General features: G+C 25.5%; 7 protein-coding genes. All 7 read left to right on the top strand.

Features of this window, described 5'->3' with window-relative positions:
- Positions 1–16: 16 nt before the first annotated feature.
- The 7 genes from GFV14_RS01225 to ispF all read left to right on the top strand — a co-directional run bounded on the left by GFV14_RS01225 (position 17) and on the right by ispF (position 13,343).
- Positions 17–346 (top strand): YbaB/EbfC family nucleoid-associated protein, encoded by a 330-nt coding sequence (locus tag GFV14_RS01225; protein ID WP_457914526.1) that lies wholly within the window; start codon positions 17–19, stop codon positions 344–346.
- 2,016 nt (positions 347–2,362) lie between these two features.
- The gene (htpG, locus tag GFV14_RS01230; protein WP_457914527.1) at positions 2,363–4,237 is read left to right on the top strand and encodes a molecular chaperone HtpG; all 1,875 of its coding nucleotides are present in this window, start codon (positions 2,363–2,365) and stop codon (positions 4,235–4,237) included.
- A 176-nt stretch (positions 4,238–4,413) separates the two neighbouring features.
- Complete coding sequence (adk, locus tag GFV14_RS01235; RefSeq protein ID WP_457914528.1) at positions 4,414–5,067, top strand: adenylate kinase; 654 nt, start codon at positions 4,414–4,416, stop codon at positions 5,065–5,067.
- A gap of 118 nt (positions 5,068–5,185) precedes the next feature.
- Entirely contained in the window at positions 5,186–6,157 is a 972-nt protein-coding gene (hemH, locus tag GFV14_RS01240; RefSeq protein WP_457914666.1) for a ferrochelatase, read from the top strand.
- Positions 6,158–11,611: 5,454 nt separating this feature from the next.
- Complete coding sequence (gene ftsB / locus GFV14_RS01245; protein WP_457914529.1) at positions 11,612–11,899, top strand: cell division protein FtsB; 288 nt, start codon at positions 11,612–11,614, stop codon at positions 11,897–11,899.
- 209 nt (positions 11,900–12,108) lie between these two features.
- Positions 12,109–12,831 carry a 2-C-methyl-D-erythritol 4-phosphate cytidylyltransferase gene (ispD, locus tag GFV14_RS01250; RefSeq protein WP_457914530.1) on the top strand — a complete coding sequence of 241 codons (723 nt, stop codon included), beginning with the start codon at positions 12,109–12,111 and terminating at the stop codon, positions 12,829–12,831.
- Positions 12,832–12,842: 11 nt separating this feature from the next.
- Positions 12,843–13,343, top strand: coding sequence for a 2-C-methyl-D-erythritol 2,4-cyclodiphosphate synthase (gene ispF / locus GFV14_RS01255; protein WP_457914531.1), 501 nt, complete (start codon positions 12,843–12,845; stop codon positions 13,341–13,343).
- Positions 13,344–14,804: the final 1,461 nt, after the last annotated feature.

Consider the following 14,804-nt stretch of genomic DNA (forward strand, 5'->3'; position numbering starts at 1 on the left):
GTTGTGAGATATAATTATGTTTAGTAAGAATAGTTTGGGTAACATGATGCAGCAAGCTCAAAAAATGCAAAAAACAATGCAAAAAGTTCAAGAAGAAATTGCTAATCTAGAGGCAACAGGTGAGTCTGGTGCTGGTTTGGTAAAAGTTACAGTTAATGGTTCATATAACTGTCGCCGTGTTAAAATTGATTCAAGTCTTCTGGAAGATGATAAAGATATGTTAGAAGATTTAATTGCAGCTGCTTTTAATGATGCAGCTCGTCGTATTGAAGAAATTCAAAAAGAAAAAATGGTTGGCGTTTCAAAGGGCATGCAGTTTCCACCAGGCTTTAAAATTCCATCTTAATGCAAATTTTCCACCAATGAAGGTGGAAATAATAGATATAAATGCCTTTTCGTGCTAAGTTGTAATTAGTGTGGTGCATGAATGTTCGTTTATTTTAGTATTGGTATACTGTAGTAATGTATCGTTTTTATTTATTTTACTTATAAGATGTTATAAACAAATTGTTTTCAAAGCTTGGTCTTATGTATAGAGAAAGATATACATAATCCTTTTAAGATTCTGTATTGTTAGAAAGTAGTCTAATTCATTTGACTAAAAGTATTAGTGAGATCTAGTATCTTAGATACATAGAATAATTTTATAGTATTATTTTGCATGAAATAGTTTTATCGTTATTTAAATATTAATGATTGTTGTAGATAATAATTTCGTACTATTTTTAATAAAAAATAGTTTTAGAAATCATGAGTAATATAACGTTAATTTCTAACGTAACTATTACGTGTAAACTAAGTTAAATAATATTTAGTAAGCGTGTGTGAAATATGGATTAATGGATCATTTTTTCTTTTGAATTAAATTTTAGCAGTGCGTAAGAATACTCTATGAGTAGCAAGTATATTTGATGATTCTACTCAAATACTTTAGAGTGATTAACTGCGATATATAGATTGAATCCTCATAGAAAACACAAAATAATTATTATCATGCATATTAATTATTCAATAGTTAATATATAGAAGATGTGTTTAAATTAGATAAAGAGCTTGAGTATTATGCAAATGAAAATGATCATTATTGCGTCTCGTGATATTTTCTATCAATATTTTAAGTTGTTTGATTCAAGATGGTGTTAATGCGTTTATTTATTAAAACTAACTTAGTATTCATATAACAAATCTTATGCGAAATCTGAGTAAATATTATAATTGAAATAGTGATTAATTATATCACTGAATATCATCTGAATAATCAGAATTAAAACAATTATGAATGATGTAAGTTGGTAATGTTTGTTTGAGCCTGTGACGTTACTTTAGTATACTTGTGTTATTTTTAGGTAAATTTTAAATACTATATGAAATCTCTAAAAAAATAGAAAAGAGGTATTGTACTTGCATGATTTTAAAAATAACAGATTTAAAAAATTTATTATACTGATAATATTGCTATAAAATTTAAATATTAATCTTAGTAGATTAATCCTCCAAATATATTTTATGTAAATTATTAAGTCGCTAACATAAATAATGAATATCTATGAGTATACTTTTGATGATTGTTCTATAGTAATATTCTATAAATTATATTGACATAAATATCAATAATTTAAGATTTTTTTAACGATTGCATTTACTATTTTATGAAGTTGATCACTTTCTAATTTTTAAAATATTTACTAATTATAGTGTAAAGTATTGTAGTTAAGTGAAGTCTCATATGTAATTAAGACTATTGCGCTATTAAGGGTTTTATTAATAAAGTTTTATGGCAATACTGAGATAGTAAAATGCCATGCTTGATTGAGTAGTTTTATTATCATGATGATGTTATTAATTTGTTAAAGAAAACTATGCTATGGCAATATAAGCCATAATAAAATATTATGGGATGAAAACATTTAGACTGATGCGAAGTAACTTAAATACAAATTTATATACTTTTAAATATATTGTAGGAATCTATCAGATTCAATCTGTTCTAGTATACAATATTCCGTCTATTTTCTAGTCAATAAATTTTTGATTATTAATTCTTTTTATTTTAAACGTTATTATTTTATTAATCTATTTAGGTCAAATACTTCTACGTATTTATGCATGCATTTTGGTATACTTTAATTTGCGAATTACCTATTGTACAAGTTTTTCATGTAGTTTTGTCTTTTAATTAAAAAAGTATAAACAATGCACTATCGTATGTAATTATGTAATAATTATTATTTTAATTAACATATGTCGTTTGGTCTATGTAAAGGCTTTTTTCTTTAAATAGTTGAATTGTTACTTTTTGCCCCAATGTGAATTGCATTGATAAGTGAAAACTACCTAAAACCGATTATATAGAGGTTATACAATGAGTATGAATAAACAGGAAACTCGCGGATTTCAATCAGAAGTTAAACAATTACTGCAATTAATGGTTCACTCTCTTTACTCAAATAAAGAAATTTTTTTGCGTGAGCTTATTTCAAATGCATCTGACGCAGCTGATAAATTGCGTTTTTACGCACTCTCTAAACCAGAACTTTATGAAAATAATAGTGAATTACGCATTCGCATTAAAGTGGATACAGAGAATAAAACGTTAACAATTTCTGATAACGGAATTGGTATGAGTCGTGATGAAGTTATTGATAATTTAGGGACGATTGCAAAATCAGGAACAAAAACCTTTTTAAGTTCCTTGGGTAGTGATCAACAAAAAAATACTCAAATCATTGGTCAATTTGGCGTAGGTTTTTACTCTGCATTTATTGTTGCAAATACAGTGACCGTCCAGAGTAGAGCGGCAGGGGCTTCAGTAGATAAAGGTGTTTTTTGGGAGTCATCTGGAGAAGGCGAGTATACAGTCGCTGATATAGAAAAAATTGAGCGTGGTACTGAAATTGTCTTACATCTTAAAGCTGATGAAAGTGAATTTTTAGATAATGACCGTTTACGCTCAATAATTAATAAATACTCTGATCATATTGTACTACCTATTGAAATTGAAAATAAAAATAAAGAAGATGGTACGGTAACATGGGAAGTAATTAACCAAGCAAAAGCATTATGGATGCGCAAGAAATCTACAATTCTAGATGAAGAATACATTGAGTTTTATAAACATATTTCTCATGATTATGAAAATCCTTTGATATGGGCTCATAATCGTGTTGAAGGTAAGCAAGAATATACTACTTTACTATATATTCCTTCACAAGTACCTTTTGATCTGTGGAATCGCGAACAACGACATGGTTTAAAATTATATGTTCAGCGTGTTTTTATTATGGATGATACTGGGCAGTTTATACCGAATTACCTACGGTTTGTACGTGGTGTATTAGATTCAAATGATTTGCCACTTAATATATCACGTGAAATTTTACAAAATAGCTCATTAATTTCTAGTTTACGTAGTGCATTAACACAACGTGTGCTCAAAATGTTAGAAAAATTAGCGAAATCTGATGCTGAAAAATATCAATCTTTTTGGCAGAAATTTGGTTTAGTGATGAAAGAAGGTCCTGCGGAAGATAGCGCGAATAGTCAAGTTATCGCTAAATTATTGCGTTTTGCATCGACGCACAATAACACTAGTATACAAAATGTTTCTCTAGAAGAGTATGTGAGTCGGATGATTACAGGTCAAGATAAAATTTACTTTATCACTGCTGATAGTTATGCAGCAGCACAAAGCAGTCCTCATCTCGAATTATTCCGTAAAATAGGGAGTGAAGTACTACTATTATCTGATCGTATCGATGAATGGATGATGAATTATTTATTTGCGTTTAATGGTAAACAGTTTCAATCGGTGAGTAAAGCAGATAAATCACTTGATGCACTTATAGATGAAAATAAAGCTGACCAGAAAGAAAAAGAAAAACAGCTTCAACCTTTTATTAATCGTGTAAAAATATTATTAGGTGAACGTGTAAAAAAAGTTACACTTACTCATCGCTTAACTTCCACTCCAGCTATTGTCACGACTAATTCTGATGAAATTAGCACGCAAATGGAAAAATTATTTACTGCGGCGGGTCAATCTACACCAGCGGTAAAATATAACTTTGAGCTAAACCCCTCACATCCATTAGTTAAAAAAGTACTGCAAGTTGACAATGAGGCACTCTTTGAAGATTGGATTAATATCTTATTAGATCAAGCGCTATTAGCGGAGCGTGGTACTCTGGAAGATATTAATTTATTCATTCGTAAACTCAATGAATTATTGCTTAAGTAATTGATTGAGTTGTTTTTAATTTTGAATAAAATATTTGTAATTCATTGTTATAATGTTATGTTTATAAAAATTAAGTTTAAAAATTTTGTATGTTTTTAAAGTAATATATCATATTTATAATATGGCAAGTTGTTTTTAAATTACAAAAGCCTAAAGAAGCAAGAGGTCTAAAAATAATGCGTATTATTCTGCTCGGAGCTCCAGGTTCTGGTAAAGGAACTCAAGCTAAATTTATTGTAGATAAATTTAAGATCCCGCAAATTTCAACTGGTGATATGTTGCGTTCGGCTGTGAAAGCCAGTAGTGAACTAGGCTTACAAGCAAAAGAGGTAATGGATAGAGGTGAATTAATAACAGATGAATTAGTGATTGCATTAATTAAAGAGCGTATTAAACAAGATGATTGTCATAATGGTTTCTTGTTAGATGGTTTTCCGCGCACAATTCCTCAAGCACATGCAATGAAGGACGAAAAAATTAATATTGATTTTGTTTTAGAATTTAATGTTCCTAATAATATTATTCTTGAACGTATTATCGGTCGTCGTGTTCATACTTCATCAGGACGAATTTATCATATTATTTTTAACCCGCCAAAAGTTAATAACAAAGATGACATTACCGGTGAAGAGTTAACTATTCGTAAAGATGACAAAAAAGAGATCGTGTTTAAACGCATATTAGAATATTATAATTTAACCGCACCTTTAGTTGATTATTACCAGGAAGAAGCGAATGCTGGAAATACTCAATACTTTAAATTTGACGGAACGTCTAAAGTGACAGAACTTAATAAAGTATTAATAAAGATTCTGAGTGAACACGAATAAGTAGATTTTAAAAAGTAACTTTAAACGTTGTTTTATGTTTTTATTATATAAGTAAATAATAACGTTAGTATATTGCAATATAAAATCAGATGTAATGATTAACAATGGAATATTGATGGTGTTAGAAAACAAATATGGTATTTTATTGGTTAATTTAGGAACACCAGAGGCTCCAACAACCTCTGCAACTAAGCGTTATCTTGCTGAGTTCTTAAGTGATTCTCGTGTCATTGATGTTTTTCGTATTATTTGGAAACCTATTTTATACGGTGTGATTTTACCGTATCGCTCATCAAAAATTGCAAAATTATATCAATCAATTTGGATGCAAGAAGGTTCGCCATTATTAATTTATGTTTTACGTCAAAAAAATCGTCTTTCTGAATGGTTTCCTGAAATTCCAATAGAAATTGGAATGACGTATGGTGCGCCGTTATTAAAACATGCAATAGAGAAACTGATCAATCAAGGTATTACAGAGTTAATTGTGCTTCCTTTATATCCTCAATACTCATCTACAACAACTGGTGCGGTGTATGATAGTATTTTTTCTATTTTTCGGAAAATACGAACAATACCTTCTTTGCACTTTATTCGTAGTTATGCAGCACATCCAGCTTATATTCAGGGGTTAGTGAATTCAATTAAAAAAAGTTTTTCTGAATATGGTGAGCCAGATCGATTAATACTTTCTTTTCATGGTATTCCTAAACGTTATATTGATTCTGGAGATATTTATGCGCAAGAATGTGAAAAAACCACTTTATTACTTAAAACAGCACTGAACTTTCCTAAAGAACGTGTATTAATGACTTATCAATCTAGGTTTACTTGTGAGGCCTGGTTATCACCTTATACAAATAAAATAATACAAACGTTACCTTCTCAAGGTGTAAAATCTATACAAGTTATCTGTCCAGGATTTTCTGCAGATTGTTTAGAAACGTTAGAAGAAATTAATCAACAAAATCGATATTATTTTAAAAATAATGGTGGTGAATTTTATCATTATATTCCAGCACTAAATGATAGTGATGACAATATTAATTTATTTAGATTAATCTTAAAACGAATCATTTCAATTGATTAAATTGAAAAGAATATCATAAGTAATTGAAATATATGTATGACGAATTCTGACAATTACTAAAAAATTAAAAATCAGTTCCGAAAATGAGATTAACAAAAACAATATTTATGTAATATTTTTATATTGTATTATTTATTAAAACTCAATAATTTATTATTATATATATTTATCATTACGATTCTTATGATATTCAAGTGCGAAGTAGTAGGAAAAGTTCAGCTATCATTATTTCGCTCAAACTTTAAGTAATTAAAACATTAATGCACTTAAAAGAATAGATAAACATGATTAATAAAAATGTAAAATTATTACTACAGCAAATTTATAGTATATTGCTGGATTATTATTACTCCAAAGTTACTAAAAACAAATATATTGGAAATACACAGTATGATTAATACTATTCTAAGCGGACTTATTCCGCAAATAAAGCGTTAGGTGCTCAGTTGGTAGTATCTAGATATCATATCCGATAATATTGATATACAGGAGTGCTCGAAAAAGAAAATAGTATACTTAAAATATTATTTTACTATTGATTGCTGTACATATTCTACTACATCCAAAAATGTATTTTTTTATTTATCTGCATTTGATAACAATTAAAGCTTTTAAAAAATAACTAAATATTTTCTCAATAAAGATGAAATCAAAGTAAAGTAGAAAATTTAAGTTAAAATAAATATTTGATAACTAGATGGTAGATATGAGTTAATGATCTTGCTTTGTGTTTATTAATTAATATCTTGATTTAGTTCACAGGATCAGAATAAAATTACTAAAGTCTTGAGTATATTTTGATATACTATCCGTTTTATTTATTGCAACAGTACTTAATTGATAGTAAATTAAAGCATTATTTTATTAATTTTAGAAATATGATGCTGTATTCTATGCAAATTTGACAGATAAGAATTAGACTATAAATTTTATATTATTGGTATTGACAATAAATATAATAATTGCTAATAAACTCTACTTAATTACTCCATTAAATTTAAAGTACAGTATTTATTTTTCTTAGAGAAAAATATAGTATATTGATGTTTAAACAATATTAGAAATAATAAAAATTTTAATATTATACTAACAATAATTAGTGAGTAGTGTCATTTTTTATGTTTAAAATTATACCATAGTTAAATGATTTTCATTATTAAAACAAAACTTTTATAACTTCATATGCTCTAAAAAAATCAATTCTTATAATTTTTCAAAATAATGACTTTTAAAATTATTATTTGATTAAATATAATTTATAATATGGACTATTGGTTGACTTTCATACAGATTTCTTGCGTGAATAATTGAAAACTACTGAATTCATTTTCTATGTGAACATAAATGAATGATGATTTTCTTTATTTTTATTGTATAGAGAAAGTAAATTTATTATTTTTTTAAATATTTTCGATCTGTTTATAATAAATTTATTTTGTGATAATAACATTGTTATTTTATTATTATCGACTAAAATAATAGAGTATATAACATATCTTATACTTACTAAAATTAAGTTATTTATATTACTATTATTTTAACTGTATGAGATATTTTTCGGACTCAATGTTAATTATTAATAAATTTATTAGTTTTTAAAAACTAAAAAATGTGATAGTTAATATGCATTGACACTTTTAATGTTTATAATTTTTATTGTATGTTATAATATGTGCTATAGTTTTTATGAAAAAGATAAAATATTTTTCGAAGGATGTTAAATAAGTAAAAGTAATATTATTTTAGTTTTATTAAGCATATTATTTCTTAAAATAAGTATCTAATACTTAAATAAAACAAAGAATAGTATAAAATTAGTATTAAATTTTAGTAAAAAAATTAATCTTTTCAATCTTAGTGTTATCTGAGAGCAGTAAAATAATCCTTGAAAACCATACTTACTAAATCTGAATAATAAAATCATTTAATTAAATTCGTGCTTTTCATGTCATTTGAAATCTATAAAATCTTTTTTTTAGTCTTTAAAGATATATTAAAAATAAATTTTTTAATATACTTTATTTTAATTATTGCGATTATTCACTATATTTATTCTCATATAAAAACTTAGAAATATTAACAATTATTTCTAAAATAGCTTGATACTTTATGAGTGTATAAAATATTTTATTGTTACTAACAAAAATATAAAACCTTCAAGAAATATTTCCTTATATTCACATACCTAATGTTATCTTTAAGAATAATATCTACGTTTCTTGTAAGTTTTTAGCTGTGGTTACATGTAAAGTATATTGTATACTATTGATTACATTAATTAATTTAAATAGCTTAAACTATAAAATATTCAGCTTAGTTGCGATATATGAAATTAATTTGAGTTATATAGAGAAGTAAAAAAGATTAGTATAAAATTAATACATTATATTTATGAATGAAATTACTTATCTTCACATATAGATTAAGGCAACGTATTTTGAATACATGATCTAAAGCAGAAAAGCTATTCTATATCTATCCGTATTACGCTGATAAATTTTCAGTTCATTTTTTCTTTATTTATAGATGATTATTTACGTTATACAGGTTATTTACGTCTATTAATTATAGATAATTAAATAATTCTTTAGTGAGTTAAAGTTAAGTAAGTTATAACATTCTAACGTTGATCATGTAAGTGAAATATATGGCATGTGCAAGTCAAAAATGTACTAACAGTCAAGAAGTCATAACTAATAAACTCTCATGTAAAAAAATTTTGAGTAATTTTTAAACATAATGTAGTATTAAGTTAGAAAAGAAAAATTTAAGTATAGGATGCAGATAAAGATTATGACAATTTAGTATCCTTATTACTGAATTGTCTACATTTATCATGCTTAAAAGTAAAGCAGCCAGTATGTCACTCAATGACGTTGTTTAGATAAATTCATCAACTATTTTCAAAACTAACTTAAAATTAGTTATATGTGTTAATAATAGTTAGTTAAAGTATGAATAATAATATTTTTAAAAGGGATATTTTATTTACTAACAATCAAAAAATTAATATTTCTACAGTGTTCCGTTAAATTATTATGATCATGAATTTTCTAGTTTACTGATAAAATTTTGAGTAAATTATATTCAACCTTAATATCACTTTTGTTATCTTCGCAAAAACGATTGTAATAAAAATAGAATCATGCTCTGATTCTCTGGAATCACAAGATTAGATTTGGTTAATAATATGATTAGTTAGCTGATATAGCACTCAGTATTGACTGAAGCCATTAGTTGATATTGCATTTATATTTAATGAGAAGTTTGTTAATTTCTAGAACATCATATCAATCTACTTTTGGATTATAAAAAATTACGCAGTTGAAAAGTCATACAAAGAAAATTCAATACAAAACTTAATAACTTATTAGTTTTTAAGATGAACAGTCAAAAGTATATTGTATGATCATTTACTATTTTTTAATGCTTAAATATTATGTGTAATAATATACGCTACCAACTAAATTGTAAACATTTTTAATATATCTATTGTTCTAGCAAAAATCTTGAATGATTTGACAACAGATAGAATCATTAATCGTTATTTTATATTAATTATATAACGATAAATATATTTATAAATAATCTTAACCATATAAAGTTTTAGATCTAAATAGTTGTTCTGAATATCTCATTTTAGAAATATTGGAGGTATTTTTTTATAATTTTATAGTGAATTTTTTTAGTTATAAATTTACTTATAATCAAATAATAATATTTTGTTATCTTGATTCTTGGCTCAAGATTAAGTATAATATATTATATTCAATTATAACTTTTTTCTTGAGTTTTCATTTTGAATATAATAACTACATTATCATCTGATATGATAAACTTTATTATATAAAATTAGCATTTATAATAACAGGTTATAAGAATGATAAAATAAATTTTACAAAAAATGTGTGGAAAAAAATAAATGTTCATTGTTATCCTGCGATCATCGTAGGATTGTATTTATTTAAATTGTGTTGAGTAGTGAGTCAGAATAACTGCAAACTTTTGATGAGCCGATATTTTCTTGTAGAGTTTTTATAATTGAAATAAAAAATTACAAATAAAATCAAATTGATGATGATATATAATCTATATTATGGAATTTTTTATAAAAACCACTTATTATTTAAGTATGTTCTAAATCATAATAAGTATATTGATTAATATTGAATTTATTCATGGTTAGTGAAATGGTATAAAAATTTTAAGGGAATGAGTAATAAAATATTCACTTTACATTTTAAACATTTAGCATTGGATGTACTTACACGAACATCGCTTAAAAAATATTTAAAATTTTTAAAATGTAATACTTCTATAATATCTTATCAAAATTAAACAGTTTACAATAGTTTTACCAGTTAATGAATCGTTTGAAAAATAAAGTGTGATTACTTACTGGATTAAAATGCAAATCTTTCTAAGAATTACATAGATATGAGATGTTGTATGTACTATTTATTGTATATTTGTAAAATTGGTTTTTAGTAGGTGATTTTTGTTAGAGATTGATCTAGAAAAATACTATATATTAGTATCTTAAATTATCAGAAAGAAAATGATACACACAAAGTTTTGTATGTTACAAAAAAGTATGAGTAGTTAGCGTTAGTAGTAACTAAAATGTTCACATACTTTTTGTAACTATTAATGTCTCCAGCACAAAAGTTATGGATACCGCTTATAAAATATTATGACTTTGATAAAATAATTGTCAGAATTTAAAATACATTGTGGTAGAGAATTTATTATTATCTTATATAATTGCATTAATATCTATTTATCTTAGAGATATCACAGTAACACGTAAAATTATTATAGCCTGCATAAAATTATTTATATACATAAAAGTCGTTACTATTCTCAGATTGTTGTTATAGCAGAAAAGTATTTTCGGATGGTGTCTACTAAAATTGAAGTGTTTAACTCAATCATTACCATCAAGAGAGATAATCATTCTATGTTTTAATATACCAGCTATAATTATTTTTCTTAGTTTCCTGAAAATGGTATTGAATATAATAGAATGTCAAAATACTTTAAATATGTATCTTTATTTTATATATCAATATTTATTATTTTTTAGTATAAATGCAGATGTTTCAAAATAATTTTGAAAATTTTAATACTACAATCATCTATTTTCTAATTATTAGTATATAAAGTATATTCTAAAATCCGCAAATAAATTAAAACAGATGTTTTTATGTATTTAAACATATTTATAAATTATATATATTTAATATATTATAAATATTTGAATTATTTTAAGTGTAAATAATAAAATTCATTATATAATAATGAATACTGATACTTAGTGAAATATACGGTATAAGTATAAATAAAATTCATATGCTATAGAAATTATAATTATACTTATTTTCTATCTTTATTACAAGAAGTAATCTATTGCCTTAGTGATGGGATAATCACACTACTTATGTCAGAGGTAAAATGGGAAAATTAACAATTCTATTAATCGGAGTGTTAGCTTGGATGCAATACTCTTTATGGTTAGGTAAAAATGGTATATATGAATATATTTGTGTAAATAATGATATTTCTGCACAAGAAATTGTTAATGCGCGTTTAAAAGTACGTAATGAGAAGTTATTTTCTAAAATTAATGATTTAAATAATGGTCAAGAGGCTATTGAAGAACATATCCGTAATGAGTTGGGCATGGTAAAACCTGGCGAGTCTTTTTATAGAATAGTTAAAGGAAATAGTAAGAAAACATAATCTATTAATTTATCATTAATAAGATATATTTTAAGATATTACACTTTTAATAATATTAGTAGCTTTATCTAATATCATATATCATAGTCAAAAAAAGTGCATATACACTTTTTAATTTAAATAACTAATTTTATATCAATTCAAAGCAATTACAAGTATAGATAATATATAGTTATTAACTTACTCAGCTTTATACAAGATGCAAAATAATGAATCATTTAAGCAGTAATACTCATCAACAAGTTGTAGCAATAGTTGCTGCAGCAGGCGTTGGCAGTCGTATGCATGCATATTGCCCAAAGCAGTATTTGCAAATTTTAGGAAAAACTATAATTGAGTATAGTATTGAGGCATTACTATTAAACCCTAAAGTAGCGTTGGTTGTTGTTGTGTTAAGTCCTACAGATGACTTTTTTTTTCAACTGAATATTGCAAAAAATCTCCGTATTGTTACGATCAATGGAGGAAGAGAAAGGGCGGATTCTGTACTAGCAGGTTTAAATTTTTTATTTCAATACAAAGGAATGGAAGAGAAATGGGTCTTAGTCCATGATGCGGTACGTCCTTGCTTATATCAAGATGATTTAAATAAGCTGATTCAATTAGCAACAACAAATTGCTGTGGTGGTATCCTTGCAGCTCCGGTAAGAGACACGATCAAACGTAGATTATATAAAACTAATGTGATTGATTACACAGTTCAACGTGAGTCTTTATGGTATGCATTAACACCGCAATTTTTTCCTTTAATGTTGTTGTGGGATTGTTTAACTTATGCATTAAAAGACAAAACTATTATTACAGATGAAGCCTCTGCGCTTGAGTTTTGCGGTTATCAACCTACATTAGTTCCCGCTCGTTTAGATAATTTAAAAGTAACTTTACCAGAGGATTTAGCACTGGCAGAATTTTATCTTTCTCGAATGAAATAAAGGAATAAATCATGAGGATTGGACATGGTTTTGATGTACATAAATTTGGTGGAAAAAAACTATTAATCATTGGTGGGGTGCCTATTTTTAATGAAATGGGATTACTTTCTCACTCTGATGGTGACGTTGTATTACATGCAGTGACTGATGCTATTTTAGGTGCTGCAGCCCTTGGTGATATTGGTAAGTTATTTCCTGATACGGATTCTGCCTATAAAGATGCTGATAGTCGATTATTGTTAAGAGAGGCATATTATCACGTGCGTAGAAAAGGTTATTGTATTAGTAATCTTGATATTACGATTATAACTCAATTGCCGAAAGTATCATCTTATATTCCGAAAATTCGAGTTAATCTTTCAGAAGATTTTAAATGTTATGTAGATGCTATTAATGTAAAAGCAACAACAACTGAGAAATTGGGTTTTATTGGGCGTAAAGAAGGCATAGCTTGCATGGCAGTTGTTTTTCTACTTCAAGATAATAGTCATGAAAGTTATAAAGATACATAATGTGTATAATAGTGAATTAGTTCTATATAAAAATACAAAATCTTCTAGAAAATTTTATCATAAAAGATATAAAATTTAAAATTAATAGTAAATGCGGTGTGTAATGATTTGTATAAAAGATAAGTATAGTACGTTTTTATTATTAAAGTAGTTAATAAACTTTTTAGATATAGAGATTTTCTTAAATTATTTAGGTTGAAGAATTATTGTACTATAATAAAACAATCATTCTTGCAGATTACTAATTAAGAAATATTTAATGTTAAAGTTATTCTAACTTATTTAGCATAAAATAATAATTATATCAAAAAACATATGTATGCACGAAGTAAAAAATTGATTTCTATGAAAAAGCGATATGTTTTATACCGAAATATATATAATGTCTTCATAGATTTATTAACTGTATAAAGTATATGAAATTGATTAGTAATTAACACTGCACTGATAAAAATTAAAATTTAATATAAATATTCTGTTAGGCAGAATCATGAAGTTTACGTTCGAAAACTTAATAAATCTAGATTTCACTTCAGAATGGTGCAAGATGTTATTTGAAGTCATATAACAACTGAGTGTATTATAAGTCATATGATTCATAGTGGTATTTTGTAGTATTGTTATAATCAAATAAGTTAATAGAATCTTATTTATTTTTAACAACAAACAGTTATTAAGACTGTACAACTTTGTGTGTTATAACATAACTTAAATATTACTAATACATTTATTAAGTTATACTAATTAAAAATCTTAACAATGTAAAAGTTTTTAAAATTATTTATTTATCATATCATAACTCCTCTAGAATTTTATAATAAATATTACACTAGCTTCAGCCTTGGAATACTTTATTATTGTAAAATCTAAAAATTTTTAGTAATAAATTATTGAGCGAAATGTAATTTAATTCAGTCAACAGACATGTTGAAATAACATCGATCATTCAACATGTAAGTTCTTAAAATAAAAATTATTAGTATAGAGCAGAAACAAAATATATATTTATATTTTATAAATATAGCAGCTTTTTAAGGCTGGATATTATTATGTTTTAGTATATTGGTACTGTTTTAATTTTAGAAATGATGAAATTTACTTGAAGTTTTTTATGGTTCTGGAAGTATTGTATTTTGATTTTTTTATGATACCATCACTAGATGAAATATATAGTTTCATGCTGTAAGAAGGTAAATCATAAAATGTTAGTTGTGCTAAAAAGAATAATTTATTGTGTGCAATGCAGTATATTGAATGTCAATCTACTAGATGAAGTATGAAGACAATAAAAATATTAAGGTGACTTTTATAATATTTTAAATCTTGTATTAAAAATTTACTATTTTAAAAATTCTAACAGTAAAGTGTTGCATGAGCTTAAATTTATTAATAGCTCTGTAATGTAAGATTAGATATTGATTTTTTTAAAAAAATTCAATGTATTTTTTACTTACACGATTT

Origin of the sequence: Candidatus Hartigia pinicola (assembly GCA_020541205.1) — a bacterium.
In the GTDB taxonomy this organism is placed as follows: Bacteria; Pseudomonadota; Gammaproteobacteria; order Enterobacterales; family Enterobacteriaceae; genus Hartigia; species Hartigia pinicola.

Bases quoted from the DNA above. Each gene is read 5' to 3' on its own strand.
- GFV14_RS01225 (WP_457914526.1), top strand. From the start codon at position 17: ATGTTTAGTAAGAATAGTTTGGGTAACATGATGCAGCAAGCTCAAAAA.
- htpG (WP_457914527.1), top strand. From the start codon at position 2,363: ATGAGTATGAATAAACAGGAAACTCGCGGATTTCAATCAGAAGTTAAA.
- adk (WP_457914528.1), top strand. From the start codon at position 4,414: ATGCGTATTATTCTGCTCGGAGCTCCAGGTTCTGGTAAAGGAACTCAA.
- ftsB (WP_457914529.1), top strand. From the start codon at position 11,612: ATGGGAAAATTAACAATTCTATTAATCGGAGTGTTAGCTTGGATGCAA.
- ispD (WP_457914530.1), top strand. From the start codon at position 12,109: ATGAATCATTTAAGCAGTAATACTCATCAACAAGTTGTAGCAATAGTT.
- ispF (WP_457914531.1), top strand. From the start codon at position 12,843: ATGAGGATTGGACATGGTTTTGATGTACATAAATTTGGTGGAAAAAAA.